The organism is Pandoraea cepalis, assembly GCF_902459625.1.
GTDB classification, from domain to species: domain Bacteria; phylum Pseudomonadota; class Gammaproteobacteria; order Burkholderiales; family Burkholderiaceae; genus Pandoraea; species Pandoraea cepalis.
This window is the reverse complement of record NZ_CABPRY010000002.1, coordinates 588,484-614,630: the sequence shown is the minus strand read 5'-3', so window position 1 is coordinate 614,630 and position 26,147 is coordinate 588,484. Positions and strand designations below refer to the sequence as shown.

The 26,147-nt window shown below is 63.8% G+C and carries 21 protein-coding genes; 12 read left to right on the top strand and 9 right to left on the bottom strand.

Annotation, left to right across the window (positions count from 1 at the left end):
- The first annotated feature begins 6 nt into the window (after window positions 1–6).
- The 7 genes from ugpA to PCE31107_RS07600 all read left to right on the top strand — a co-directional run bounded on the left by ugpA (window position 7) and on the right by PCE31107_RS07600 (window position 7,266).
- Complete coding sequence (gene ugpA, locus PCE31107_RS07630; protein ID WP_130026786.1) at window positions 7–903, top strand: sn-glycerol-3-phosphate ABC transporter permease UgpA; 897 nt, start codon at window positions 7–9, stop codon at window positions 901–903.
- The gene (gene ugpE, locus PCE31107_RS07625) at window positions 900–1,745 is read left to right on the top strand and encodes a sn-glycerol-3-phosphate ABC transporter permease UgpE (protein ID WP_017232862.1); all 846 of its coding nucleotides are present in this window, start codon (window positions 900–902) and stop codon (window positions 1,743–1,745) included. Before ugpA ends, ugpE begins: the two co-directional genes overlap by 4 nt.
- Before the next feature lie 2 nt (window positions 1,746–1,747).
- On the top strand, window positions 1,748–2,845 hold the full coding sequence (locus tag PCE31107_RS07620; RefSeq protein ID WP_130026787.1) for a sn-glycerol-3-phosphate import ATP-binding protein UgpC: 1,098 nt from the start codon (window positions 1,748–1,750) through the stop codon (window positions 2,843–2,845).
- Entirely contained in the window at window positions 2,842–3,621 is a 780-nt protein-coding gene (gene ugpQ / locus PCE31107_RS07615; protein WP_150607481.1) for a glycerophosphodiester phosphodiesterase, read from the top strand. Before PCE31107_RS07620 ends, ugpQ begins: the two co-directional genes overlap by 4 nt.
- Window positions 3,622–3,826: 205 nt before the next feature.
- On the top strand, window positions 3,827–4,426 hold the full coding sequence (locus PCE31107_RS07610) for a Maf family protein (RefSeq protein ID WP_017232859.1): 600 nt from the start codon (window positions 3,827–3,829) through the stop codon (window positions 4,424–4,426).
- A 45-nt stretch (window positions 4,427–4,471) separates the two neighbouring features.
- Window positions 4,472–5,941 (top strand): ribonuclease G, encoded by a 1,470-nt coding sequence (gene rng, locus PCE31107_RS07605; protein WP_017232858.1) that lies wholly within the window; start codon window positions 4,472–4,474, stop codon window positions 5,939–5,941.
- A gap of 32 nt (window positions 5,942–5,973) precedes the next feature.
- Window positions 5,974–7,266: a cation diffusion facilitator family transporter gene (locus tag PCE31107_RS07600; RefSeq protein WP_130026789.1), complete on the top strand. Its 1,293-nt coding sequence runs from the start codon at window positions 5,974–5,976 to the stop codon at window positions 7,264–7,266.
- 57 nt (window positions 7,267–7,323) lie between these two features.
- Here PCE31107_RS07600 and rfbC read toward each other — a convergent pair whose 3' ends face one another.
- The 5 genes from rfbC to msbA are packed head-to-tail and all read right to left on the bottom strand — an operon-like array spanning window position 7,324 to window position 12,297.
- Window positions 7,324–7,872, bottom strand: a complete 549-nt coding sequence (gene rfbC / locus PCE31107_RS07595) for a dTDP-4-dehydrorhamnose 3,5-epimerase (protein WP_150607479.1) — start codon at window positions 7,870–7,872, stop codon at window positions 7,324–7,326.
- A 43-nt stretch (window positions 7,873–7,915) separates the two neighbouring features.
- A complete protein-coding gene (gene rfbA, locus PCE31107_RS07590; protein WP_150607477.1) occupies window positions 7,916–8,803 on the bottom strand; it encodes a glucose-1-phosphate thymidylyltransferase RfbA in 888 nt (295 codons plus the stop codon).
- A 7-nt stretch (window positions 8,804–8,810) separates the two neighbouring features.
- Window positions 8,811–9,875, bottom strand: coding sequence for a dTDP-glucose 4,6-dehydratase (rfbB, locus tag PCE31107_RS07585; protein ID WP_150607475.1), 1,065 nt, complete (start codon window positions 9,873–9,875; stop codon window positions 8,811–8,813).
- Between the two features lie 31 nt (window positions 9,876–9,906).
- Window positions 9,907–10,488, bottom strand: coding sequence for a peroxidase-related enzyme (locus PCE31107_RS07580; protein ID WP_174966576.1), 582 nt, complete (start codon window positions 10,486–10,488; stop codon window positions 9,907–9,909).
- Between the two features lie 57 nt (window positions 10,489–10,545).
- Window positions 10,546–12,297 (bottom strand): lipid A export permease/ATP-binding protein MsbA, encoded by a 1,752-nt coding sequence (gene msbA, locus PCE31107_RS07575; protein ID WP_130026794.1) that lies wholly within the window; start codon window positions 12,295–12,297, stop codon window positions 10,546–10,548.
- Window positions 12,298–12,459: 162 nt separating this feature from the next.
- Between msbA and recQ the strand changes: the two genes are divergently transcribed.
- Window positions 12,460–14,280, top strand: a complete 1,821-nt coding sequence (gene recQ, locus PCE31107_RS07570; protein WP_150607473.1) for a DNA helicase RecQ — start codon at window positions 12,460–12,462, stop codon at window positions 14,278–14,280.
- 47 nt (window positions 14,281–14,327) lie between these two features.
- A complete protein-coding gene (locus PCE31107_RS07565; RefSeq protein WP_425494713.1) occupies window positions 14,328–15,128 on the top strand; it encodes a glycosyltransferase family 2 protein in 801 nt (266 codons plus the stop codon).
- A 102-nt stretch (window positions 15,129–15,230) separates the two neighbouring features.
- On the opposite strand, the gene PCE31107_RS07560 is transcribed toward PCE31107_RS07565, so the two are convergent.
- Window positions 15,231–16,082: a glycosyltransferase family 2 protein gene (locus PCE31107_RS07560; protein WP_130026795.1), complete on the bottom strand. Its 852-nt coding sequence runs from the start codon at window positions 16,080–16,082 to the stop codon at window positions 15,231–15,233.
- Between the two features lie 74 nt (window positions 16,083–16,156).
- Entirely contained in the window at window positions 16,157–19,759 is a 3,603-nt protein-coding gene (gene dnaE, locus PCE31107_RS07555; RefSeq protein WP_150607471.1) for a DNA polymerase III subunit alpha, read from the bottom strand.
- 217 nt (window positions 19,760–19,976) lie between these two features.
- Between dnaE and PCE31107_RS07550 the strand changes: the two genes are divergently transcribed.
- Together PCE31107_RS07550 and gluQRS are read left to right on the top strand one after the other, a co-directional pair.
- The gene (locus tag PCE31107_RS07550; protein WP_150607469.1) at window positions 19,977–20,876 is read left to right on the top strand and encodes a sulfurtransferase; all 900 of its coding nucleotides are present in this window, start codon (window positions 19,977–19,979) and stop codon (window positions 20,874–20,876) included.
- An 8-nt stretch (window positions 20,877–20,884) separates the two neighbouring features.
- Window positions 20,885–21,835 carry a tRNA glutamyl-Q(34) synthetase GluQRS gene (gene gluQRS, locus PCE31107_RS07545; RefSeq protein ID WP_281352558.1) on the top strand — a complete coding sequence of 317 codons (951 nt, stop codon included), beginning with the start codon at window positions 20,885–20,887 and terminating at the stop codon, window positions 21,833–21,835.
- A 112-nt stretch (window positions 21,836–21,947) separates the two neighbouring features.
- Here gluQRS and PCE31107_RS07540 read toward each other — a convergent pair whose 3' ends face one another.
- Window positions 21,948–23,423: a DEAD/DEAH box helicase gene (locus tag PCE31107_RS07540; protein WP_150607467.1), complete on the bottom strand. Its 1,476-nt coding sequence runs from the start codon at window positions 23,421–23,423 to the stop codon at window positions 21,948–21,950.
- Window positions 23,424–23,683: 260 nt separating this feature from the next.
- Window positions 23,684–24,751, bottom strand: a complete 1,068-nt coding sequence (locus tag PCE31107_RS07535; protein ID WP_130026798.1) for a bile acid:sodium symporter family protein — start codon at window positions 24,749–24,751, stop codon at window positions 23,684–23,686.
- Window positions 24,752–24,964: 213 nt separating this feature from the next.
- Between PCE31107_RS07535 and PCE31107_RS07530 the strand changes: the two genes are divergently transcribed.
- Window positions 24,965–25,933, top strand: a complete 969-nt coding sequence (locus PCE31107_RS07530) for a LysR family transcriptional regulator (protein WP_150607466.1) — start codon at window positions 24,965–24,967, stop codon at window positions 25,931–25,933.
- The last annotated feature ends 214 nt before the right edge of the window (window positions 25,934–26,147 follow it).

Sequence of the window (26,147 nt, the reverse complement as noted above, 5' to 3'; positions counted from 1 at the left end):
TACGTTATGGCGCATAACTCCAGAGAACGCCCTCGCTTCGGAACCGGCTGGCTGCCCTACGCGCTCGTCGCCCCGCAGCTCATCATCACCGTCGTGTTCTTCCTGTGGCCCGCGGGCGAGGCCCTGTGGCAATCGACATCGGCGCAGGATGCCTTCGGGCTGTCGAGTGAGTTTGTCGGCCTGGACAACTTTGTTTCGCTATGGCGCGACCCGCTCTACCTCGCGTCGTTTCGCACCACGATGATCTTCAGCGGGTTGGTGACGGTTTGCGGACTGGTCATCTCGTTGCTGCTCGCGGCCATGGCCGACCGGGTCACGCGGGGCAAGCGCACCTACCAGACGCTACTCATCTGGCCCTACGCGGTGGCACCGGCCATTGCGGCCGTCCTGTGGGCCTTCCTGTTCAATCCGAGTATCGGGCTTGTCACCTACGGCCTGGCGAAGCTCGGCATCGAGTGGAATCACGCGCTCAATGGCGGCCAGGCGATGTTCCTCGTCGTACTCGCCTCGATCTGGAAACAGATCAGCTACAACTTCCTGTTCTTCTACGCGGGTTTGCAGGCGATTCCGCGCTCGCTCGTGGAAGCGGCAGCCATCGACGGCGCCGGGCCGATCCGGCGCTTCTTCGGGCTGGTGCTGCCGCTGATTTCGCCGACGACGTTCTTCCTGCTCGTGGTCAACCTCGTGTACTCGTTCTTCGACACGTTCCCGGTGATCGATGCCGCGACCGGCGGCGGGCCGGGCCAGTCGACCATGACGCTGATCTACAAGATCTACTCGGAAGGATTCAAGGGGCTCGACCTCGGCAGCTCGGCTGCCCAGTCGGTGGTGCTGATGGTCATCGTCATCGTGCTCACGGTCGTGCAGTTCCGTTTCATTGAACGCAAGGTGCAATACGCATGATCGAGAATCGTCGCGGCCTGGATATCTTCTGCCACGTCATGCTGGTCATCGGCGTGCTGTTGGTCGTCTTCCCGCTCTATGTGGCGTTCGTCGCCGCCACCATGAACGAGCGCGAAATCTTCAACGTTCCGTTGTCGCTCATCCCGAGCACGCACCTGCTCCAGAACCTTGCCACCGTGTGGAATCAGGGCACGGGCGATTCCGCCATGCCGTTTGGGCTAATGCTCGGCAACAGCCTGTTCATGGCGCTGGTCATCACCATCGGCAAGATCTCGGTGTCGATCCTGTCGGCCTTCGCCATCGTGTATTTCCGTTTCCCGTTGCGCAATCTGTTCTTCTGGCTGATCTTCGTCACGCTGATGCTGCCGGTCGAAGTGCGGATCTTCCCGACGGTGCAGGTGATCTCGACCCTCGGCCTCATCAACACCTACACGGGGATGACGCTGCCGCTTATCGCGTCGGCCACGGCCACGTTCCTGTTCCGGCAGTTCTTCATGACGCTGCCCGACGAGCTCGTCGAAGCCGCGCGCATCGACGGCGCCGGCCCGATGCGCTTCTTCGTCGACGTGGTGTTGCCGCTCTCGAAGACGAACATCGCGGCGCTGTTCGTCATCACCTTCATCTACGGCTGGAATCAGTACCTGTGGCCGATTCTGGTGACCAATGCCCCGTCGATGACGACGGCCGTGGTCGGCATCAAGAGCATGATCGGCAGCGGCGACACCGCCACCCAATGGCAACTCGTCATGAGCGCCACGCTGCTCGCCATGTTGCCGCCCCTCGCGGTGGTCTTGCTCATGCAGCGTTGGTTCGTGCGCGGTCTGGTCGATTCGGAAAAGTAATCATGGCAAATCTCAAACTCCATCGTGTCAAGAAAACCTACGACCGGAAGAACTATGTCCTGCACGGTGTCGACATCGACATCGAAGACGGCGAATTCGTGGTCATCGTCGGCCCCTCGGGCTGCGGCAAGTCGACGCTGCTGCGCATGGTTGCCGGCCTCGAATCGGTCAGCGAAGGCAGCATCCTGATCGGCTCGCAAGTCGTCAATGAACTGGAGCCGAAGGATCGCAATATCGCGATGGTGTTCCAGAACTACGCGCTCTATCCGCACATGGATGTGCGCCAGAACATGTCGTACGGCTTGAAGATCCGCGGCATCGACAAGAAGATCATCGACGAGCGCGTACTCGCCGCCGCACGCATTCTGGAACTGGAACCCCTGCTCGCACGCAAGCCGCGCGAACTCTCGGGCGGTCAGCGCCAGCGCGTGGCCATGGGCCGCGCGATCGTGCGTGAGCCTGCGGTATTCCTGTTCGACGAACCGCTCTCGAACCTCGATGCCAAGCTGCGTGTGCAGATGCGTCTGGAAATCCAGCGACTGCACGCGCGCCTCAAGACCACCAGCCTGTATGTCACACACGATCAGATCGAGGCGATGACGCTGGCGGATCGCGTAATCGTCATGAACAAGGGCTACGCCGAGCAGATCGGCACCCCGACGGACGTGTACGAGCGCCCCGCGTCGCTGTTCGTGGCGAGCTTCATGGGCTCGCCCGCCATGAACCTGCTGAAGGGCCGCGTAGACTCGGAAGGCCGTACGTTCGAGGTCGACGGTGGCGGGCCGGCCCTGCGTTTGCCGCCCACGAGCATGGCGTATGCCAACCGTGAACTCGTGCTCGGCGTGCGCCCCGAACATCTGGTGCCCGCCGAGCAGCACAACGGCCTGGGTGCCTTCGCCGCGCAGACCAACATCCTCGTCGATCAGCTCGAGCTGCTCGGTGCCGACAATCTGGCGCATGGCCGCTGGGGCGAGCAGCCCGTCACGGTGCGTCTGCCGCATGAGATGCGGCCCGCGGCAGGCACCGTGGTGCCGCTGGCCATCTCGGCCAGGGCGTTGCACCTGTTCGATCCGTCGACCGGCAAGCGAGTCGAAGCATGACCGCCCCCTCGACACCGACGCGTTTGTGGCCCACCTGGCCCTATCCCCGCATCGTCGCGCACCGCGGCGGCGGCAAGCTGGCCCCGGAAAACACGTTGGCCGCGTTCGAGATGGGCGCGTCGCTCGGCCTGCGCATGGTCGAGTTCGATGCCAAGCTCTCGGCGGATAACACCGTCTTCCTGCTGCACGACGACACGGTCGATCGCACCAGCAACGGCCACGGCGCTGCCGCGCAAATGACCTACGCCGACATTGCGAAGCTCGATGCCGGCAGTTGGTTTGACGCGCGCTTCGCGGGTCAGGCAATGCCGACCCTCGCCCAGGTGGCCGAGCGCTGTATTGCGCTGGGGCTGGCGGCGAACGTCGAAATCAAACCGTGCCCGGGCCGCGAGGCGGAAACGGGCAAGCAGGTCGCCCAGGCCGTGCAGGCGCTGTGGGCCGGACAGGCCCAGCCGCCGCTGCTCTCGTCGTTCTCGTACGAGGCGCTCGAAGCCGCGGCGGCCGCTGTCCCCGACCTGCCGCGCGGCATGCTGTACGAGGCCATTCCGGCGCGTTGGCGCGAGGACGCCCGCCAGCTCGGCACCGTCTCGCTGCACGCGAGCCATCAGCCGCTCGACGGCCCGCAGGTCGCGCAGGTCAAGGCGGCCGGCCTGCAAATGCTGGTCTACACGGTCAACGATCCGGCCCGTGCACGTGAACTGGCGGCGTGGGGCGTCGATGCCATCTGCACCGACCGCATCGACCTGATCGGCGCCGACTTCCTCGCCGGCGCTTGAACGCTTGCCCCGCGCAATCCGCGGCAATCCGCCCGTTTTCCCGTCGACATCGCCGTCTGCCCCCCCGCACGCGCTGGCGGGCGTGAGCGCAAGGCGGCATAATAGGACGTTCCCCCTCGCCCAGCCCATCCCGCGGCCCGGTGCACGCGCTTGCCAATCGTTGCGAAACCGTGTGCCGGGCTGGACGAATTCAAGCCAAGCCGCCATGCCGTACATCTATCTCGCGTCGCAAAGTCCCCGCCGCCAGGAACTGCTGCAACAGCTCGGCGTTCGTTTCGAGCTGCTGCTGCCGGGCGCCCACGAGGACGCCGAAGCACTCGAAGCCGTGCTGCCGGGAGAGCCACCCGACGACTACGTGCAGCGCGTCACGCGTGCCAAGGCCGAAGCGGCGCTCACGCGTCTGGCCCGCGCAGGCCTGCCTGGCGCCCCCATTCTGGCCGCCGACACGACGGTATGCCTGGACGGCACCATCCTCGGCAAGCCTTTCGACGACGCCGACGCCTGTGCCGTACTCGCCCGACTGTCGGGCACACGCCATCGCGTGCTGACCGCCGTCGCCGTCTGCGCCGACGGCCAGATCCATCAAGCAGTAAACATCTCGCACGTCTGGTTCCGGCCGATGCGCCGTGAGGAGATCGAGCGTTACGTCGCCTCGGGCGAGCCGAGAGGCAAAGCCGGGGCATACGGCATTCAGGGCAAGGCCGCCGAATTCGTGCTGCGCATCGATGGCAGCTACTCCGGCATCATGGGGCTACCGCTGTGCGAGACCGCCGCGCTGTTGCGTCAGGCCGGCGTCGACTTCTGACGCTTACCGAATTTGCCACGCCCTATTGAGTCGGGTCGACACTCTATGAACGAAGACATTCTGGTCAACATCACGCCGCAGGAAACCCGTGTGGCACTCATGCAGCTCGGTGCCGTGCAGGAGTTGCACATCGAGCGCACGCTCTCGCGCGGCCTGGTGGGCAACATCTATCTGGGCAAGGTCGTGCGCGTGCTGCCAGGCATGCAATCGGCGTTCATCGATATCGGGCTGGAGCGAGCAGCGTTCCTGCACGTGGCCGATATCTGGCATCCGCGCACGAACAACGACACCTCAACGCCGCATCCGCAGCCGCCTATCGAGAAAACAGTGTTCGAGGGGCAGACGCTGATGGTGCAGGTCATCAAGGATCCGATCGGCACCAAGGGCGCGCGCCTGTCGACGCAGATCAGCATTGCCGGGCGCACGCTCGTCTACCTGCCGCAGGAGCCGCACATCGGCATTTCGCAGCGTATCGAGAGCGAAGCGGAGCGCGAGGCGCTGCGCAGCAAGATCCAGGCACTCGTACCGGCCGACGAGAAAGGCGGCTTCATCGTGCGCACCATCGCGGAAGACGCGGCCGACGCCGAACTGGCGAACGACATCGCCTATCTGCGCAAGTCCTGGCAAACCATCGGCGAGCAGAGCACGCGCGTGCCTGCGCCTGCCCTGCTGTATCAGGATCTGAACCTTGCCCAGCGCGTGCTGCGCGATTTCGTGCACGAGGAGACGGGCAAGATCCTGGTCGACTCGCGCGAGACGTTTCAGAAGCTGGCCGAATTCGCGACCACTTATACGCCTGCGGTACTCGGCAAGCTCACGCATTACACCGGCGAGAGGCCGCTGTTCGACCTGTACAACGTCGAGACGGAAATCGAGCGGGCGTTGTCGCGTCGCGTCGATCTGAAGTCCGGCGGGTATCTGATGATCGATCAGACCGAGGCGATGACGACCATCGACGTGAACACCGGCGGCTACGTCGGCGCACGCAACTTCGACGACACGATCTTCAAAACGAATCTCGAAGCGGCATTGATGATCGCGCGCCAGTTGCGGCTGCGCAATCTGGGCGGGATCATCATCATCGACTTCATCGACATGGAGAACACCGAGCATCGCGATTCGGTGCTCGCCGAACTGAAGAAGGCGCTCGCCCGCGACCGGACGCGCATTACCGTGAACGGCTTCTCCCAGCTCGGACTCGTCGAAATGACCCGCAAGCGCACACGTGAATCGCTCGCCCATGTGCTGTGCGAGCCGTGTGCCGTCTGTCAGGGCAAGGGACAGGTCAAGACGCCGCGCACGCTGTGCTACGACATTCTGCGTGAGATTCTGCGCGAATCGCGCCAGTTCAATCCGCGCGAATTCCGCCTGATCGCCTCGCAGGAAGTCGTCGACCTGTTCCTCGAAGAGGAGTCTCAGCATCTCGCGATGCTGATCGACTTCATCGGCAAGCCGATCTCGCTGCAAGTGGAGTCGTCGTTCCATCAGGAACAGTACGACATCATTCTGATGTAACCCCACACTCAACGCACGCACGCTCCGACGTAATGCCCTACTCGAACTACGACAACCTGGCGGCATCGAGCGAGGCGCTCGACAAACACGCCGTCGCGCGCCATACGACCTGGGTCAGCATCTGGGTCAATATCGTGCTCACGACGGCGCAGATCGTCATCGGCATCTTTGCCCGTTCGCAGGCGTTGATTGCCGATGGCATTCACTCACTCTCGGACATCGTCTCGGACTTCGTCGTGCTGGCCGCCGCACGGGGCAGCGCCCGCGCGCCGGACGCCGACCACCCCTACGGTCACAGCCGCTACGAAAACGCGGCGTCGTTGTTTCTCGGCGTCATTCTGTTCGTCGTGGGGGCCGGAATGCTGTGGCGCGGCATCGAGCGGTTGCTGCACCCGGAAGACATTCCGGAAGTGCACATGATCGCGCTGGTCGTTGCGGTCCTGGTGCTGGTCAGCAAGGAAGGCCTCTTTCGCTACATGCTGCGCGCCGCGCAGCGCGTGCGCTCGGCGATGCTCGTGGCCAATGCGTGGCACGCGCGCTCCGACGCGCTGTCGTCGCTCGTCGTGGCGTTCGGCATTCTGGGCAACCTTGCGGGTTATCGCATTCTCGACCCGCTCGCCGCCGCCCTCGTGGGACTGATGATCGGACGCACCGGGTGGAAGTTCGGCTGGAACGCGTTGCAGGACCTCATCGATCGCGGCGTGGACGATGCGACGACCGTCACCATTCGGGAGCGGCTGCTCGCGACGCCCGGCGTGCGCACCATCGACATGTTGCGCACACGGCGCATGGGCGACGAAATCGTCGTCGATGTGCACATCCTCGTCGATGCGCGGCTGTCGGTCTCCGAGGGACACTACATCGCGGAACAGGCGCGCGCGACGGTCATGCTGGAGCCGCAGATTCTCGATGTGCTCGTACACGTCGATCCGGAGAGCGACACCAAGGGCACCGCGTTGCAGCAATGGCCTGCACGCTCGGTCGTGGTCGGCGCGGCAGAGACACTGTGCCGCGCCAATGCGCTGGCGCTGCACGACGTGAAACTGCACTATCTGAATAACGGGCTGGAAGCCGACGTGATCGTCGAAGGACTACGTGAACCGGCAAGTTCGGGCACGGAGGGCGCGAATGGCGTGCCCATCGACGACGGCATCGAACCGTCATCGCAGAGCGTGGCCGATGCACTCACCGCGCGCTTTGGTCTGCGCGCCGTGAGGGTACTGCGCGTGACAGGCGACACGTCTGGCGCACCGGGCGAGACCGACGTCGCCACCCGCGCGGCGCCGCCTGAAAAAGCCACGGCCGCTGGTCCCGCCGTCGATTGACGACCGGGCCGCAGCGGCCGAGGGTACCCCTACGAAACGGTGTTCCGTAGGGGAACATCAGTCTTCCTGCCGGTACTCCGAGAACAGCATGCCCTGCCGATCCTTGTCCGAGACGATCGGCGTGATGCCGTCGAGCGGCCAGGGAATCGCAAGCGTCGGGTCGTCCCAGCGAATGCAGCGCTCGAACTGTGGTGCCCAGTAATCCGTCGTCTTGTACAGCACTTCGGCCGTCTCCGACATCACCACGAAACCGTGGGCGAAGCCTGCCGGGATCCATAGCTGCTTCTTGTTTTCAGCGCTCAGCACTTCCGCGACCCACTTGCCGAACGTCGGCGAGCCTTCACGAATATCGATCGCCACGTCGTAGATTTCGCCGTGCAGCACACGCACGAGCTTGCCCTGCGGTTGCTTGACCTGGTAGTGCAAGCCGCGCAGTACGCCGCGGGCCGAGCGCGACTGGTTGTCCTGCACGAATGTGAGCGTCTCGCCGAGCGCGTTGTCGAAGCCGCGCTGGTTGAAGCTCTCGAAGAAATGGCCGCGAGCGTCGCCAAAGACCTTCGGTTCGATCACGCGAACGGCAGGAATGGCGGTGGGAGTCACTTGCATAGCGAGATACCTTTAAGAATCGAAAGTGAGCCGTGCGCCAGACTCAGAACAACCGCTCGCGCAACATCGAGAGCAAGTATTGGCCGTAACCGGTCTTGGCGAGCGGTTGCGCGAGTGCCTCGATGGCGGCGGCATCGATCCAGCCGCGCCGGTATGCGATCTCTTCGGGGCACGCGACCTTCAGTCCCTGACGGCTTTCGATCGTCTGGATAAACGTGCTCGCCTCGAGCATCGATTCATGCGTGCCGGTATCCAGCCATGCATAACCCCGCCCCATGATCTGGACGTTGAGCTTGCCGCGACGCAGGTATTCGTTGTTGACGTCGGTGATTTCCAGCTCACCACGCGCCGATGGCTTGATCGAGCGAGCAATCTCGATGACGTCGTTGTCGCAGAAGTACAAACCGGTCACGGCGTAGCGCGACTTCGGCTCCTTGGGTTTCTCGACGAGGTCGATGGCTTTGCCGTTTTCATCGAACGTCACCACGCCGTATCGCTCGGGATCGTTCACGCGGTACGCGAACACGGAGGCGCCATCGGTCTGGGTATTCGCTGCCGAAAGCAGTGCCGCGAAATCGTGTCCGTAGAACAGGTTGTCGCCAAGCACCAGCGCGCATGGGTCGCGACCGATGAAGTCCGCGCCAATCAGGAATGCCTGCGCCAGACCGTCCGGCGACGGCTGTACCGCGTATTGCAGGTTCAGGCCCCACTGACGACCGTCACCAAGCAGTTGCTCGAAGCGCGGCGTGTCCTGCGGTGTGGAAATGATCAGCACGTCGCGAATCCCCGCCAGCATCAGCGTGCTCAGCGGATAGTAGATCATCGGCTTGTCGTAGACCGGAAGCAACTGTTTGGAGACGGCCAGCGTCGCCGGATACAGTCGCGTGCCGGAGCCACCGGCGAGAATGATGCCCTTGCGCTTGATACTCATGCGTGCCTCAGTCGTTCTTCTGATAGTGCGTTTCGATCCAGCGCTGGTATTCGCCCGACTGCACTTGGCGCACCCACTCCCCGTTGGCGAGGTACCACTGCACCGTCTTGCGCATGCCGGTCTCGAACGTCTCGGCCGGGCGCCAACCCAGTTCGCGTTCGAGTTTGCGCGCGTCGATGGCGTAGCGCCGGTCGTGGCCCGGGCGGTCGGTGACGAACGTGATCTGATCGCCATACGACTTACCGTCGGTGCGCGGCGACAGTTCGTCGAGCAGTGCGCACAAGTGCTTCACGACAGACAGGTTGTTCTGCTCATTCCAGCCACCCACGTTGTAGACCTCACCGGTGACACCTCTGGCCAGCACCTCGCGGATGGCAGAGCAATGGTCGCCGACATACAGCCAGTCGCGCACGTTGCTGCCGTCGCCATAGATCGGCAACGGCTTACCGGCCAGCGCATTGGCAATCACCAGCGGGATCAGCTTTTCGGGAAATTGGTACGGACCGTAGTTGTTTGAGCAGTTGGTCGTGAGCACCGGCAGGCCATACGTGTGGTGATAGGCACGCACCAGATGGTCGGAACCGGCCTTGGACGCCGAGTATGGGCTGTTGGGCGCGTACGGCGTGGTCTCGGTGAATGCCGGATCGCTCTGGCTCAGCGAGCCATAGACCTCGTCCGTCGAGACGTGCAGGAAGCGGAAGGCCTCGCGCGCCTCGCCTTCTAGCGCGCCCCAATAGGCACGCGCGGCTTCGAGCATCGTGAACGTGCCGACGATGTTCGTCTGCACGAAGTCGCCCGGGCCATGGATGGAACGGTCAACGTGGCTCTCCGCCGCGAAGTGCAGCACCACGCGCGGGCGATGCGCGGCGTACAGCCGATCGAGGGCGTCGCGGTCGCAGATATCGACTTGGGCAAAGCGATGCCGCCGGTCATGCTCGAGACTGGCAAGATTGGCGAGGTTGCCCGCGTAAGTCAGCTTATCGATGGTCAACACAGGCTCGTCATGCTGCACGAGCCAGTCAAGAACGAAATTTGCGCCGATAAACCCGGCACCGCCAGTCACAAAGATCATGGGCTGAAAATAAAAGAGGGCGAGGGCGGCCTTACTTGCGCGGCACGCGTCCCATCAAAAAGAATTCGTCGTTGGGCCGCATCGAGATGGCATTGGCGATGCGGTTGGACATACCGAAAAACGCCGTGATCGCGGCGATGTCCCAGATGTCCTCGTCGTCGAGACCGTGTTGGCGCAGCGCCGCGTAATCGTCATCGCCGACTTCGTGGGAGCGCTCGCACACCTTCATCGCATAGTCGAGAATCGCCCGCTGACGCGCGCTCAGGTCCGCCTTCAGATAGTTGACAGCCACCTGATCGGCGAGCAGCGGGTGCTTTTCATAGATGCGCACCAGTGCTCCGTGTGCTACGACGCAATACAGACACTGATTCACCGCGCTCGTGGCGACCACGATCATCTCGCGCTCGCCCTTGCTCAGGTTGCCCTCTTTGACCATCAGCGCATCGTGATACGCGAAAAACGCGCGGAATTCGGCGGGGCGATGCGCCAGCGTGAGGAACACGTTCGGGATGAATCCTGCCTTTTCCTGCACGTCGTCGATACGTGCCCGAATATCGGCCGGCAACGCGGCAAGGTCGGGCACAGGGAAACGGCTGATCGGCGGCTGACTCATCGTGATCTTCTCCAAGTCGGGCGGATAAGCAATGACGTTCGCGACGCGACGGCGACGTCAGGCGTCCTGCTGCTGTGCGTACTGAATACGGTGCAGATGCGCGTACAGGCCATTATGCGCCACCAGCGCCTGGTGCGAGCCCTGCTCCACGATGCGGCCGTGTTCGAGCACGACGATCCGGTCGGCGCGCTCAATGGTCGAGAGGCGGTGCGCGATCACCAGCGTGGTACGCCCTTCCATCAGGACTTCCAGCGCGGCCTGCACGTGACGCTCGGACTCCGAATCCAGTGCGGACGTTGCTTCGTCCAGGATCAGGATCGGGGCATCCTTGTAAATCGCGCGTGCGATGGCCAGACGTTGACGCTGACCGCCCGACAGGCGCATGCCGTTGTCGCCCACGAGCGTTTCGACGCCTTCGGGCATGGCCGCGACCGCATCGGCCAGATTGGCCGCCCGCAGCGCCGCCTGCACGCGCTCGGCGTCGATCTCCTGGCCGTAGGCCACGTTCGCGGCGATGGTGTCGTTGAACAGCACGACGTCCTGGCTCACGAATGCAATTTGACTACGCAGATCGGCCAGGCGCAGGTCCGTCAGCGCAATGTCGTCGAGCAGAATCCGGCCACCAGTCGGATCGTAAAAGCGCGGCACCAGATTGACCAGCGTGGTCTTGCCGCTGCCGGAGGGCCCCACCAGCGCCACCATCTCACCGGGCGCCACGTCGAGCGAAATCCGATCGAGCGTCGGACGCTCGCTGGCACCATAGTGGAAGCTCACCTGATCGAACGTCACGCGCCCCTTGGCGCGCTCGAGCGTGCGCTCGCCGCCGGTCGGCTCGACTTCGACGTCCATGACTTCGAAAATCAGCTCCGCGGCCGTCACGCCGCGCTGCAGCGGCTGATTGACATCCATCAGATGCTTGAGCGGGGAGACGACGAGCAGCAGTGCCGTGACAAAGGCGGTGAAGCCGCCCACGGTCATCTCGCCCGACGACGACTCGATCATCGCCACCGTAATGACGATGGCCAGTGCCAGCGAGGCGAGGGCCTGCGTCACCGGCTGCGCCAGACCGCCCGAGACGGTCACGCGCATGGCATAGCCGCGCAGCGTGCTCGTCATCTTGTCGAAGCGCGACTTTTCGTACGCTTCGCCGTTGTGGATCTTCACCACCTTGTAGCCGCCCACGGCTTCTTCGACCACGTACGACAGTGCATTGGTCAGCGTTTGCTGCTCGCGGTTCAAACGACGCAAGCGCCGGTTGATCTTGCCGACGAGCCAGCCGATGAACGGCAGAATCACCGCCACGACGAGCGTAAGGCGCCAGTTCAGATAGAACAGGTAGCCCAGCAGGCCGACGACAGTGAGCGAATCGCGCACGAGCGTGATGAGCACCGTGGTCAGTACGCCGAGCACCTGGTTGACTTCATAGACGAGCGCATTGATGAGCGTGCTCGTCGTCTCCCGTTGATAGAAAACGGCCGGCGCATGCAACAGGCGGTCGAACATGCGCACGCGCAGGTCGAGCAGCACGCGGTTGGACACCCACGAGAGCATGTAGTTGGCCGAATATTGCGCCACGCCCCGGATGACGGCCAGCCCGATCACGGCGGCGGGTACGTACCACAGATTCCATGGATCCTGGCCCGAGAATCCCTTGTCGAGCACCGGCTTGAGGACAGCCGGAATCGCCGCTTCGGTCGCGGCCACGAGCGCCATGGCGAGAACGGCCAGCAGGCCCATGTGCCAATACGGCTGAAGATAGCCCAGCAGACGCCGAAGAATCGGTCCGACGGGCTTATGCGGTGCGCTCATGTAGGTGGGGGACGGCGGAAAAACCGCTATTCTATCGTACCGGCCGGTCTTGCCGGGACACGTCCGAGCCTGACTCGGACATCACCGCAAAATTCGCCACAATGGCCGCCCTCGGGGGCCGATGCGCGCCGCAGCGCAGGGGGAACCGGTATACTCCCGCCCATGGCAAGCGCACTCGAAGTCCTCCGTACCGTATTCGGCTATAACGCATTCCGTGGCGATCAGGCCGCTATCGTCGACCACGTGGCCGACGGGGGCGACGCGCTTGTGCTGATGCCGACCGGCGGCGGCAAGTCCCTGTGCTATCAGATCCCCGCGTTGCTGCGCCCCGGCGTCGGCATCGTCGTCTCGCCGCTCATCGCGCTCATGCAGGACCAGGTCGATGCGCTGCTGCAAGCCGGGGTACGGGCAGCCTATCTGAACTCCAGTCTCGGCTTCGAGGAAGCGCTCGATACCGAGCGCCGCGCCGCACGTGGCGAACTCGATCTGCTCTACGTGGCGCCCGAGCGCTTGCTGACCGATCGTTTTCTCGATCTGCTCGACCGCCTCGACGCGCGCGGTCAACTGGCGCTTTTCGCGATCGACGAGGCGCATTGCGTCTCGCAATGGGGACACGACTTCCGTCCCGAGTACATTCAGCTCTCGGCACTTCACGAACGTTATCCGCGCGTACCGCGCATCGCGCTGACCGCCACGGCGGACGCCGCGACGCGCGAGGACATCCAGACGCGGCTTGGCCTGACCGAGGCGCGGTTGTTCGTCTCGAGCTTCGACCGGCCGAACATTCGCTACGAGATCGTCGATCGCGACAATCCCCGCAAGCAGTTGCTCGCCTTTCTGGGGCGGCATCGGGGCGAGGCGGGCATCGTCTATTGCCTGTCACGCAAGAAGGTGGAAGAAACCGCCGCCTGGCTCGAGACGCAGGGCATTCCGGCCCTGCCCTATCACGCCGGGCTGGACGCGGACGTGCGCCGCACGCACCAACAGCGCTTCCTGCGCGAGGAAGGGCTGGTGATGTCGGCCACGGTCGCCTTCGGCATGGGCATCGACAAGCCCGACGTGCGTTTCGTCGCCCACCTCGATTTGCCCAAGAGCCTCGAAGCCTACTACCAGGAGACGGGACGCGCGGGGCGCGACGGCGAACCCGCCGAAGCCTGGATGACGTATGGGCTGAACGACGTCGTGGTGCATCGCAGCCGCATTGACGAGTCGAACGCTCCCGACCAGCAAAAGCGCATCGAACGCCAGAAACTTGACGCCCTGCTCGGCTATTGCGAAGCGCCGCGCTGCCGCCGCACCGTGCTGCTGTCGTATTTTGGCGAGTCGAGCGCGCCGTGCGGCAACTGCGACGTCTGCCTGAGTCCGCCCGAAGTCTTCGACGGGACCATCGCCGCCCAGAAGGCCCTCTCGGCCATACTGCGTACGGGCCAGCGCTTTGGCGCCGGGCATCTGGTCGATCTGCTGCGCGGGCGCAGCACCGACAAGATTCGTCAGTTCGGGCACGAAGCCCTGCCGACGTTCGGCGTTGGCGGTGAACTCGACGATCAAGGCTGGCGCGCGGTGTTCCGGCAGTTGATCGCGCATGGCATCATCGAGCCCGACAGCAGCCAATACGGCGCGCTGACGCTCAACGCGGCGGCACGCCCAGTGCTCAAGGGGGAAACGACACTGTCGTTGCGGCGCCAGCGGGCCACCGTTGGGAAGAAAAGTCGTTTTGCCGGGTATGCGTCATCGCAGGCGATCGAGCTGGATGCCGCCGATCAGCAACTGTTCGAAAAGCTGCGGGTCTGGCGGCAGGAGATCGCCAAGACGCAACAAGTGCCCGCCTACGTTATCCTGCACGACCGGACACTGCGCGAACTCGCCCAGCGTCGCCCCCGCCATCGCGAGGGGTTGGCCGACATCACCGGACTCGGCGAAGCCAAGATCGAACGCTACGGTGAAGCGCTTGTCGAGTTGCTCAACGACGTTGCCAACGCTTGATCACCGCGCGGGTCCGGAAATTGGACGTCGCCATTTCGTGAGTTGTCATGATTGAAGCTTCATCGCCTGCCGCCTCTCTCGAATGTTTGCCGCGTCTGCCGCTCACGGTAACGATTCTCACGCGCAACGAGCGTCACAACATTGCCGATTGCATCGCGTCGGTGCAGTCGTTGGCGTCGCAGATCGTCGTGCTCGATAACGCGAGCACGGACGACACGACGGACATCGCTCGCGCCGCAGGCGCGGAGGTGCACGTCACCAACGACTGGCCCGGCTTCGGCCCGCAGAAAAATCGCGCGCTGTCGCTTGCGACACAACCCTGGGTGCTATCGCTCGATGCCGATGAACGCGTTACGCCAGAACTGGCGGCCGAGATTGCGGCGGCGATTGCCAGCAGTGACCGCGGTGGCTACACGGGCTTTCGCATGCCTCGCCTGTCGCAGTTCCTCGGACACTGGGTGCGGCATTGCGGCTGGTACCCGGACTACGTGTTGCGACTGTTTCGGCGCGAAGCCGGTCGCTTCTCCGACAATCTCGTGCACGAGCGGGTGATCGTCGACGGCGAGATCGGCACCCTTGCGCATCACCTGCTGCATTACAGCTATACCGAGGTTCGCCAGATCGAAGACAAGGTTCAGCGGTATGCGCGCGCGGGCGCGACGGAGATGGCGTTGCGCGGCAAACGCGTCTCGCCGCTGAAACCTTGGATCAATGGCGGATGGGCGTTCGTGCGCACGTATTTGCTGCGCAGAGGATTTCTCGACGGCGCCACCGGCGCCGCGATTGCGCGGATGAATGCCCGCAGCGCGTTTCTGAAGTACGCGCTGCTGCGGCGCGCAGACGCCTGACGCCCCCTCACAGGCCTATCGCAAATCACGATCGGCTAAGTGCGCACCTCGAAAGCAAAACGGACGCCGATGGCGTCCGTTTTGTTTCCTCCGACTTCCGCGTTACTTGGCGAGCGCCCGCTTCACGCGTGAGCGGAACAATTCCCAGCGCAGCTTGCCGTCATCGACCGGCTCGGGTAGCCGCCCGTCGTTACCTGCCGGCACCGGCTTGCCACGACGCAGGTAGTAGCGATCGAAAATGGACTGTGTCATGCCCCACTTGCGCAGGAACTGCGTGCGACCGTCGTTCTTCACTACCTTGCCCGTACTTTTGCACTGAAAGTGGTACACAAGGCTCGCGCCAACGCCAACGAAGTGGCGTGCTCCCGCTGCCCACATTTTCATCGAGAAGTCATTGTCGCTGCTCATGCCAGGGCTAAGCTCGGTGCTGTAACCGCCGACGAGAAACCACCAATCGCGGTGCACGAGCGTAGGTGGCCAGGTGGCGCCGAACCAGTCCGGCTTGCGGTAGGTCGGGACGGCGGCGAGCAGCCCCGCCTCGTCGAACGTGTCGACGTCGCGGCCGAAGTCCTGCACGAGCACGCACGGATTGCCGGTGTCGACCGGCTCTATCATGGTGCCCGAGAGCATGAAGGCCTTGTCGGGCATGGCTTCGGCACGCTCGATCAGCGCACGATCCCAGCCCGGGCAGCAATACATGTCGTCATTCAGGTAGACGATGTACTTTTCACGGGCAAGCGCCGCCGCCTGATTCACTGCGTAGCAGATACCGATGTTGTCCGGCGACGCCGTATGCTCGATCCCCTCGGCCCGCACCCAGTCGAGCGAGCCGTCGGAGCCGTCGTTGATGTGGACGATGATCTGATGCGGATGGCTCGAATTCTCGCGAATGCTGCGCACGCAAAGTTGCAGCAAGGCGAGATTGTTCCACGTCGGAACGATGATGGAGAACATCCGGAATTCCTTGTTGAATCGAAAGACGCACGGCATCGCGCGGCGTCATGCAATGCCGCACCGCCCCGTCTGCCTCAATAGATGATTTGCACCGAATCGGTCGTGAGCCACTGGCGAAGCTCGCCGAGCAATTCGTCGCCCGGCTGGACCTTCCAGTCGTCACCCAGTCGCGACTCGCATTCGGCATCAGGACGTCGATACACAATGTGCACTGGCAAGCCGTTCTGCTTGTCGTTATCGTCGTCGTTGCGACGTCCGAAGGCACCGCCCCGGCCACCGCCACTACCGCCGCCTCCGCCTCCGCCGCCGTTGAAGCCGCCGCCGCCCGCTCGGGAACCACCGCCCGCGCCGGCCATTGCCGCGACGCGGTACATCGTGCAGTGCGGTTGCAGCGTGGCGCGCAGACGCGTCCAGTCGGCATTGCCGTTGAACGACAACTTGAGCGCACGCGCAAAACGCGCCCGCGCACGGCCGAGATCCATCAGGCTCTCCACGGTGAAGCGCAGGCCGCCGGTGAAGCTGTCCGGGCGTGCGTTGCCCTGCACGATGAGCAGCTCATCTTCCTTGAAGAGGTGCTTGTTCGCCTCGAACTGCTCATTGAAGATCGTGACTTCGAGCGTTGCCGTGCCGTCGTCGAGCTGTACGATCAGCATCTTGCCGCGCTGGGTCATCATGGTGCGCATGCTGGCAATCACGCCGGCGACCAGCCTGTCGCGGCCCTCCGTCAGGTCTCGAATGCGGGTACGGACGAAGCGCCGCACTTCCTCGGCGTAGGAGTCGAACATGTGGCCCGACAGGTAGAAGCCGAGCGCCTGCTTCTCTTCCTGCAACTTGCGCTTGTCGGTCCAGGCCGGCTCGTCGGCCAGCTCGAGCGGCGCCTGCAGGCTTTCGTCACCCAGATCGAACAGGCTGACCTGGTTGGCCGCCGCACTCGCCTGCTCGGCGGCTTCCATCGCCAACGGCACCGACGCCATCAACTGCGCACGATTGGCATGAATGCTGTCGAAGGCACCGGCACGAATGAGCGCTTCGATCGTGCGACGGTTCACCACACGACGATCGATGCGTGCGCAGAAGTCAAACAGGTCGGTGAACGGCTTCCCTTCGCGCGCCCGCAGAATTTCTTCAATGGCCGACTGACCACTCCCCTTGATCGCGCCCAGGCCGTAACGCACAGTTTTCGCGTCGGCCGGCTCGAATCGATAGGCGGAGACGTTCACATCCGGCGGCAGCACGCCCAGGCCATTGGCACTGGTCAGGCAGTCTTCGTAGAGAATCTTGACCTTGTCCGTGTCGTCCATGGCCAAGCTCATATTGGCGGCCATGAATTCGGCGGGATGGTGTGCTTTCAGCCACGCGGTGTAATAGGCCAGCAGCGCGTACGCCGCGGCGTGCGACTTGTTGAAACCATAGCCCGCGAATTTCTCCATCAAGTCGAAGATCTCGTCCGACTTTTCGCGTGTCAGGCCGTTCGCCGCGGCACCCTGCGCGAAAATCTCGCGGTGCTGGGCCATCTCCTCGGCCTTCTTCTTGCCCATCGCGCGACGCAACAAATCGGCGCCACCGAGCGAGTAGCCGCCGATGATCTGCGCCATCTGCATCACCTGCTCCTGGTAGACCATGATGCCGTAGGTCTCCTGGAGCACCGGCTCGACGCGCGGGTCCGGGTACTCGACCTTCTCGCGACCGTGCTTACGGGCGCAGAAGCTCGGGATCAGGTCCATCGGGCCCGGACGATACAACGCCACCAGCGCGATAATGTCCTCGAACCGGTCCGGCTGGGCGTCCTTCAACATGCCCTGCATGCCGCGGCTTTCCAGCTGGAACACCGCTACCGTGTTGGCTTTCTTGAGGATGCTGAAGGCGGCCGGGTCTGTGAGCGAGACCTGGTCGAGCGACCAGTCCGTCATCTCCGGGTGCAGTCGCTTGATGTAGCGCTCGGCCCAATTCAGGATCGTGAGCGTAGTCAGACCCAAAAAGTCGAACTTCACCAGGCCGACGGCTTCCACGTCGTCCTTGTCGTATTGGCTCACCACGCCGCTGGCATCTTCGCCGCTGCCCTGCGTGTACAGGGGACAGAAATCCGTCAGCTTGCCCGGTGCGATCAGCACGCCGCCCGCGTGCATGCCGACGTTACGCGTGAGGCCTTCGACGCGTTGCGCCAGTTCGATCAACTGCTTGACTTCGTCCTCGGTCTGGAAGCGCTCGGCAAGTTGCGGCTCTTCTTTGAGCGCGTCGTCGATGGTGACGTGCTTGCCCGGCTTGAACGGAATCAGCTTGGAAATACCGTCGACGAAGTTGTAGCCCAGATCGAGCACGCGGCCGACGTCGCGCACCGCCGCCTTCGCGGCCATCGAGCCGAAGGTCGCGATCTGCGAGACGGCGTCGGCGCCGTATTTGTCCTTCACATACTGAATGACGCGATCGCGCCCGTCCTGACAGAAGTCGATGTCGAAGTCGGGCATCGAGACGCGTTCCGGATTCAGGAAGCGCTCGAACAGCAGGTTGTACTTGAGCGGGTCGAGATCGGTGATGCCCAGCGCATAGGCCACGAGCGAACCCGCCCCCGACCCGCGACCCGGCCCGACCGGCACACCGTTGTTCTTCGCCCACTGGATAAAGTCCGCCACGATCAGGAAGTAGCCGGGGAAGCCCATCTTGATGATCGTGCCGGTCTCGAAGTCGAGCCGCGTGTAATACGCGGGACGCTGCGCGTCGCGCTCGGCCTCGTCGGGGAACAGTTGGGCGAGACGCGTCTCCAGCCCTTCCTTGGACAGATGCACCAGATAGTCGTCGAGTGACATACCGTCCGGCGTGGGAAACAGCGGCAGCTTCGGCTTGCCGAGCTCGAGCGTCAGGTTGCAGCGCTTGGCAATCTCGACAGTATTCGCCACCGCGGAGGGCACGTCTTCAAACGCGGCGATCATGTCGTCCTGCGTGCGGAAACTCTGATCCTGAGTGAACCGCCGCACACGGCGCGCGTTGCCCAGCATCTCGCCTTCCGAAATACACACGCGCGCCTCGTGCGCGGTGAAGTCGTCCGACGTCATGAACTGAATCGGATGCGTGGCAACGACCGGCAAGCCCGCTTTCGCCGCCAGTTGCACCGCCTGCTGCACGTACATCTCCATGCCCGCCTGACCGGTGCGCTGCAACTCGATGTAGAACGCACCGGGAAAAACACTCGCCCAGTGCTGCGCGCACTGCAGCGCCTGCTCGGGGTTGCCGGCCGCCAGCGCCGCGCCGACATCGCCCATCTGGGCCCCGGAGAGTGCCAGCAGACCGCGCGCCAGGCCGTCGGCCTGGAGCCACGACGATTCGATCTCCGCCCGCCCGCGCCACTGATTGCCGAGCCACGCCTTGGAGAGCAACTGGCACAGGTTCAGGTAGCCCTCCCTGTCGCGTGCGAGCAGCAACAGCCGCGACGGCTTGTCGCGGTCGACCGGATTCGTGATCCAGGCATCGCAGCCAATGATCGGCTTGACGCCCTTGCCGCGGGCTTCCTTGTAGAAACGGATGGCGCCGAACATGTTCGCGAGGTCGGTCAGCGCGAGCGCGCCCTGACCATCCTTGGCGGCGGCCTTGACGACGTCGTCGAGCCGCACGATGCCATCGGCGATCGAGTATTCGGAATGGAGACGGAGGTGGACGAAGCGAGGTTCTGACATGGGCCGTATTGTAACGCGCCGCCCCCGGATACAGCGCCCCGCGTCGCGAAACGACCCACGTTGGCGCGCTTTTCAGATGAGACCGGGCGGGCACTAGGAATTCCTCCCCGTCGTGACCGGGATGCCGTCCGATTCGGCGAAATCCGGGGTGAAATCAAAGTGCGTTCCCGCCGAATCGGCGATAATGGCGCTTTATTGCTTCACGCTTTTGCGAAATCCCGTTGCCATGTCTATCGTCAACATCGCTGCGTACAAGTTCGTCACGCTCGACGACATCGCGACCCTCCGTCCTGCCCTGCAGGCACGCTGCCAGGCGCTCGACCTGAAGGGCACCATCCTGCTCGCGCCGGAGGGCATCAACCTGTTTCTGGCCGGCGCGCGCGAAGCCGTCGACGCCTTCCTCGCCGAACTGCGCTCGGACGCCCGGTTCGCCGATCTGGCCGTCAAGGAAAGCCTTTCCGAGACGCAGCCGTTCCGCCGGATGCTGGTGCGCCCGAAGAAAGAGATCATCACGATGAAAATGCCGGTCATCAAGCCGGCGGACGGCCGGGCGCCGGGCATCGATCCGGTCACGCTCAAGCGCTGGCTCGACGCCGGCCAGGATGATGACGGCCGCCCGGTGGTGATGCTCGACACGCGCAACGACTTCGAAGTCGATGTCGGTACGTTCGACAACGCCGTCGACTATCGTCTGACCAAATTCTCGGAATTCCCCGACGTCGTTGCCGCTCACCGCGATGACTTCGAAGGCAAGACCATCGTGTCGTTCTGCACCGGTGGCATTCGGTGCGAAAAGGCCGCGATCTACATGCGCGACATCGGCCTCGAGCATACGTATCAGCTCGACGGCGGCATTCTCAAATACTTCGAGGACGTTGGCGGCGCGCACTATCAAGGCGACTGCTTCGTGTTCGATTACCGCACGGCGCTCACGCCAGACCTCACGCCGTCGACGACCCAGCAGTGCTTCGCCTGTCGCGCCGTGGTCACCGCCGAGGATCAGCGCAGCCCGGCTTATGTCGAAGGCGAGCATTGCCCTGCCTGCGTGGGCAGCCGCACGGCGGCCAACACGCTTGAGAAGGCCATCACTGCCGCCCCGTCAGCGCCATCTGCCCCGTCTGTCTGAGCGCGCCGGTGGCTCACGCTTGCCCGCACGACGCCGCGCCGCCCGCCAGCCCTGATGCGTGCTACCGGGGTACGCGTTACCGGGGCCGCTTCGCGCCCTCCCCGACCGGGCCGCTGCACCGCGGCTCGCTCGTCACCGCCCTGGCCAGTTGGCTCGATGCCCGCGCGCACGACGGCGTCTGGATCGTCCGTATGGAAGATCTTGACGAACCGCGGTGTGAGCCGGGGGCGGCCGACGCCATTCTCGCGACGCTGACGCGTCTGGGCCTGCACTCGGACGAGCCGGTCGTCTGGCAAAGTCAGCGACACGCGCAGTATGAACAGGCGCTCGCCTCGCTCATCGCGCGCGGACTCGTTTACCCCTGCGGCTGCACGCGGCGCGAAATCGCCGATTCGCTCACACGCGTGCACGCGCGCCACAGCACGCTCGCGTATCCGGGCACGTGCCGCCACGGCCTTCACGGCAAAACGCCTCGCGCATGGCGCTTGCGTGTCCCAGACGGCGAGGCGGCTCGCATCCGCTTCGAAGATCGCTGGATGGGCCCGCAGACGCAGGATCTGGCGACCGAGGTCGGGGACTTCGTGCTCAAACGCGCCGACGGCCAATGGGCCTATCAGTTGGCCGTGGTCGTCGACGATCAGGCGCAGGGCGTGACCGATATCGTGCGCGGTGCGGATCTGCTGGATTCGACGGCGCGCCAGATCTACCTGCAGGCGTGCCTCGATGCCCCCACGCCACGCTATCTGCACGTACCGTTGGTCATGGCCGACGACGGCGAAAAGCTGAGCAAACAGAATGGCGCGGCCCCGCTTGTCCTCGACACGGCAGACGCGACGCTCTCCGCGCTCAAGGACGCCGCGGCACATCTCGGATTACCGGCGACGCTCGCCCACGTCTCCCATCGTGAAGATTTCTACGCCGCAGCGACACAGGCTTGGCGGGTTCAGCACGGGCAATGAAGCCCACACCTGCCTTCATTGGCGTTCCCCAAAATGAAAAAAGCCAGCGCAACTACGCTGGCTTTTCGACTTCAACACGCATCGTCAATGCGCGCGGCCATCCATCATCGGCTCAGTGGCTCGCCTTGCGTGGGATACCCGCAAGCAACGCCGCCACCTGACGCTTCGGCGCCTTGTCAGGCAACCCACCAAACGACGTCGGCACAGCGGACTCCTGCGACGAACGAGCATCGTGTTGCGGCTCACTCGCCGACGGCGACGGTTCGTACGGCTTGTAGAAGAACTCGTCTTCCGGACGAACGCGGCGCGGTGCGGCACTGCCGCCGCTACGGCTGGCCCGCAGGCCGTCGTGGCGACTGTGGCGCTCGCTGCGGTCACCGCGGTCAACAACGCGCTCGCCACGGTCGTCGCGCGACCGGCTACGACGCTCCAGCACCAACTCTCCACGCTTGAGCTCGTGCTTGATCAGCTTCTCGATTTCCACGATTTGCTTGCGTTCGTCGGGGGCGCACAGCGAGATTGCCTCACCCGACGCACCCGCACGGCCCGTGCGGCCGATACGGTGCACATAGTCTTCCGGGTTGTACGGCAGATCGTAGTTGATCACCCCCGGCAGATCCGAGATGTCCAGCCCGCGCGCTGCAACGTCGGTGGCCACAAGCGCCTGAATACCGCCTTGCTTGAACGCTTCGAGCGCTTGCATACGCTCGTTTTGCGACTTGTCGCCGTGAATCGCGGCCGTTACGATGCCCTCGCGCTCCAACTGGCGCGCCAGTCGGCTCGCACCGACCTTGCTGTTGACGAACACGATGACCTGTTTGAGATCGCGCTCCTTCAGAATCTGCACCACGGCGGCGCGCTTGTCGTCTTCATCCACTTGATAGACAACCTGCTCGACATTGTCGGCCGTGGCATTGCGGCGGGCGACTTCGATCGTGAGCGGATTCGTGAGATAGCTCGACGCAAGTTTCTTGATCTCGTTCGAGAACGTGGCCGAAAACAGTAGCGTCTGACGCTGCTTCGGCAGCAAATTCAGAATGCGCTGAAGGTCAGGCAGGAAGCCCATGTCCAGCATGCGGTCGGCCTCGTCGAGCACGAGCATCTTCACCTGGCTCAGATTCACCGTCTTTTGTTCAACGTGATCGAGCAAGCGACCTGGCGTGGCGATCAGGATCTCAACGCCGCGTCGCAACGCATCTTTCTGCGGATTCATGTCGACGCCGCCGAACACCACCGTATTGCGCAACGGCGTGTGCCCCGCGTAGGCGCGCACGTTCTCGGCAACCTGATCGGCAAGTTCACGCGTCGGCGTGAGAATCAGCGCACGCACCGGGTGACGGGCAGGCGATGCACTCGTGTTGGCTTCGGGCAGCAAGCGCTGGATGATCGGCAGCGAAAAGCTGGCGGTCTTGCCCGTTCCCGTTTGCGCGGCGCCCATGACGTCACGTCCGGACAGCACGACCGGGATGGCCTGCGCCTGGATCGGCGTCGGCTGGGTGTAGCCCTGCTCGGCGATGGCCCGCAAGATGTCCGCATGCAGCCCAAAGCTATCGAAGCCGGGGGTCGGAACAGCATTTACATCAGCCATGGTGGAGGGACATCTCTTTTAAAAAACGGGGGCCGCCACGCGGAAGGATTCCGCATCAAAGCTCACTCGCGAAGATTCAAGGGGCGCTGCGCGCCATGCTCGGGGCTGGCGCGAGAGGGGCCTGTCGAGGGACAGATGCGTCGGGCGCCGCCGGACCAGGGAGGTCATGAAGAAGCAAAACAAGCGCAATTCTAACACTTGCGCACGACCAACGTGTGACAGTCGCCGTTGACGGGCTGTGTTCCGCCGGGATTCCGCGCTCAGCGGCCCGCGCCGGCGTTGGCGCTATTGTCGGACTTGCCGTCGCGCAAGGCGGGCTTCGCAGCGCCTGCCTTGATCGTCCTGCCCGCCTGAGCCGCGCGCTGGCGATTGGCGTAGCGCTGCGCGAGTACGGCGCACACCATCAGCTGCATCTGGTGAAACAGCATCAGCGGCAACACGATGGCGCCGAGCGGCCCGGTCGCGAACAGCACCTTTGCCATCGGAATACCGCTCGCAAGGCTCTTCTTCGATCCGCAGAAGACAATGGTGATCTCGTCCTCGCGGGAGAACCCGAGCCAGCGGGCGGAATAGGTGGTGAAGGCGAGCATGATCGCCAGAATCACCGCGCAGCAACCCAGCAGGCCGAGCAACGCCAGCGGCGAAATCTGGTGCCACAAGCCCGTGTTCACCGCTTCGCTGAACGCCGTGTAGACCACCAGCAGAATCGAGCCCTGATCGACGATCTTGAGCAATCCGCGATTGCGCTCGACCCACTTGCCGATGGCCTTGCGCGACACTTGCCCCGCGATGAATGGCGCGAGCAGTTGCAACATGATGTTGCCGATGGAGTCGAACGGCGACGCGCCGTTCGCACCGTTGTGATGGATCACCACCAGGCCGACGAGCACCGGCGTGATGAATATGCCGAACAGGCTCGACGCCGACGCGCTGCACACCGCCGCCGGCACATTGCCCCGGGCGATCGAGGTGAACGCGATGGCGGACTGCACCGTTGCCGGCAGGGTACACAGAAACAGGATGCCCAGATACAGATCCGGCGTCACCATCCACGAGAGCATTGGTTTGAGCGCCAGGCCGACGATCGGGAAGACGGCAAACGTGCTGGCGAACACCAGCAGGTGCAGACGCCAGTGCGTCGCACCGGCGAGCACCGCCTCGCGCGAGAGCTTCGCGCCGTGCAGGAAGAACAGGGCGGCAATCGCCACGTTGGTGAGCAGGTTGAAGGCCACTCGCCCCTCGCCGTGTGCCGGCAGGAAGCTGGCAAGCGCGACAGTCGCCACAAGCATCAACGTGAAATTGTCGGGAAGGTAACGCGGTCTGGCCATCGTCGATCTCGAATCCGTCGGAAAAGACAAAGCCCGTCCGCCAGGACACAGAACGCGACGGCGCGGCGGCCGCCAGCGATCGTCGGTCAGCCGATCGACAAACGATCGAGGATGACCGGAAGTGTGCGCTCGCGATACGGGTTTTTACGTATTAGAGCGCAAGGGCAGTTAAAATACAAATTCATTTAAAAAAATTATTCATACCAAACACGCATGAATGTTTCGCTGCGCCAGCTCAAAGTGTTCCTCGCAGTGGCCAACCACGGGAGTTTCAGCCGTGCCGGCGAGGACATCGGCCTGACCCAGCCGGCCGTCAGCCGATGTATCCGTGAACTGGAGCAAGAACTCGGACTCAAGTTGGTGGACCGGACCACGCGGGAGGTCACCCTGACCGAAGTGGGCGCTAGCCTCTCGGCAACGCTCGCCCGGGTGCTCGACGAGCTGGAGAGCGCCCTGCGCGACACCCACGGTTTGGCCGAAGAGCGGCGAGGCCGGGTGCGCGTCGCCAGCGCGCCCACGATTTCCGCCAATCTGATGCCCGAATGCATCTCCGCCTGTGCGGCCCGCTACCCGGACATCACGCTCTTGCTGCGCGATCAGGTGCAGACGCTCGCGAGCGACAGCGTGCGACACGGTGAAGTGGATTTCGGCGTCATCGTCGCCTCGGAAGGAACCGAGGATCTGGTCGGCGAGCCCATCATGGTGGAACCGTTTCTCGTCGTGTGCGACCGCTCACATCGTTTTGCGACACAGACGCAGGTGACGTGGGAGGAACTCAATGGCGAGAAGCTCGTACTGCTCGACTACGCGTCGGGTAGCCGGCCGCTGATCGACCGGGCGCTGGCCGAGCATGGCGCCTATTGCCAGGTGGCGCAGGAAGTCGGGCATGCGATCACGGTCTTCCGAATGATCGAAGCGGGTATCGGCATCAGCATCATGCCAGCCCTGGCACTTCCCCCGATGCCGGGACTACCGGCGCATGGGGACCGCCTTGTCGCCCTGCCGCTCGTGCCGCAACTCGACCGCACCATCATGCTCGTGCGCCGCAAGAACCGCACGCTCTCGCCCGCCGCACAGTCGGTCTGGACGTTGATCCAGGAAATCACGGCCACTTCCGCGCACACCCTGATCGGCCAGCCGGAAAAAAGCGGAGAGAAACACGACACTTCGGCCAGACCCTGACACGATGGGAGATGCGCGATGATGCCGAAATTTCGAGGTGCATTGCGCGAAATTCCGGCGAATCTTTCTCGACGTCGACCCAACCCCGACACCACAAAGTGAGTGAGCGCCTGCTACAATTATCGAGCGTCGATTCCCCCAAGTGCGTGTGTGTGCCATCGGGCGTCTGCCCCGCTATCGCGCCTCGACGACATGCCCGCGCCCTGCGGGCATT

Bases quoted from the DNA above. Each gene is read 5' to 3' on its own strand.
- ugpA (WP_130026786.1), top strand. From the start codon at position 7: ATGGCGCATAACTCCAGAGAACGCCCTCGCTTCGGAACCGGCTGGCTG.
- ugpE (WP_017232862.1), top strand. From the start codon at position 900: ATGATCGAGAATCGTCGCGGCCTGGATATCTTCTGCCACGTCATGCTG.
- PCE31107_RS07620 (WP_130026787.1), top strand. From the start codon at position 1,748: ATGGCAAATCTCAAACTCCATCGTGTCAAGAAAACCTACGACCGGAAG.
- ugpQ (WP_150607481.1), top strand. From the start codon at position 2,842: ATGACCGCCCCCTCGACACCGACGCGTTTGTGGCCCACCTGGCCCTAT.
- PCE31107_RS07610 (WP_017232859.1), top strand. From the start codon at position 3,827: ATGCCGTACATCTATCTCGCGTCGCAAAGTCCCCGCCGCCAGGAACTG.
- rng (WP_017232858.1), top strand. From the start codon at position 4,472: ATGAACGAAGACATTCTGGTCAACATCACGCCGCAGGAAACCCGTGTG.
- PCE31107_RS07600 (WP_130026789.1), top strand. From the start codon at position 5,974: ATGCCCTACTCGAACTACGACAACCTGGCGGCATCGAGCGAGGCGCTC.
- rfbC (WP_150607479.1), bottom strand. From the start codon at position 7,872: ATGCAAGTGACTCCCACCGCCATTCCTGCCGTTCGCGTGATCGAACCG.
- rfbA (WP_150607477.1), bottom strand. From the start codon at position 8,803: ATGAGTATCAAGCGCAAGGGCATCATTCTCGCCGGTGGCTCCGGCACG.
- rfbB (WP_150607475.1), bottom strand. From the start codon at position 9,875: ATGATCTTTGTGACTGGCGGTGCCGGGTTTATCGGCGCAAATTTCGTT.
- PCE31107_RS07580 (WP_174966576.1), bottom strand. From the start codon at position 10,488: ATGAGTCAGCCGCCGATCAGCCGTTTCCCTGTGCCCGACCTTGCCGCG.
- msbA (WP_130026794.1), bottom strand. From the start codon at position 12,297: ATGAGCGCACCGCATAAGCCCGTCGGACCGATTCTTCGGCGTCTGCTG.
- recQ (WP_150607473.1), top strand. From the start codon at position 12,460: ATGGCAAGCGCACTCGAAGTCCTCCGTACCGTATTCGGCTATAACGCA.
- PCE31107_RS07565 (WP_425494713.1), top strand. From the start codon at position 14,328: ATGATTGAAGCTTCATCGCCTGCCGCCTCTCTCGAATGTTTGCCGCGT.
- PCE31107_RS07560 (WP_130026795.1), bottom strand. From the start codon at position 16,082: ATGTTCTCCATCATCGTTCCGACGTGGAACAATCTCGCCTTGCTGCAA.
- PCE31107_RS07550 (WP_150607469.1), top strand. From the start codon at position 19,977: ATGTCTATCGTCAACATCGCTGCGTACAAGTTCGTCACGCTCGACGAC.
- PCE31107_RS07540 (WP_150607467.1), bottom strand. From the start codon at position 23,423: ATGGCTGATGTAAATGCTGTTCCGACCCCCGGCTTCGATAGCTTTGGG.
- PCE31107_RS07535 (WP_130026798.1), bottom strand. From the start codon at position 24,751: ATGGCCAGACCGCGTTACCTTCCCGACAATTTCACGTTGATGCTTGTG.
- PCE31107_RS07530 (WP_150607466.1), top strand. From the start codon at position 24,965: ATGAATGTTTCGCTGCGCCAGCTCAAAGTGTTCCTCGCAGTGGCCAAC.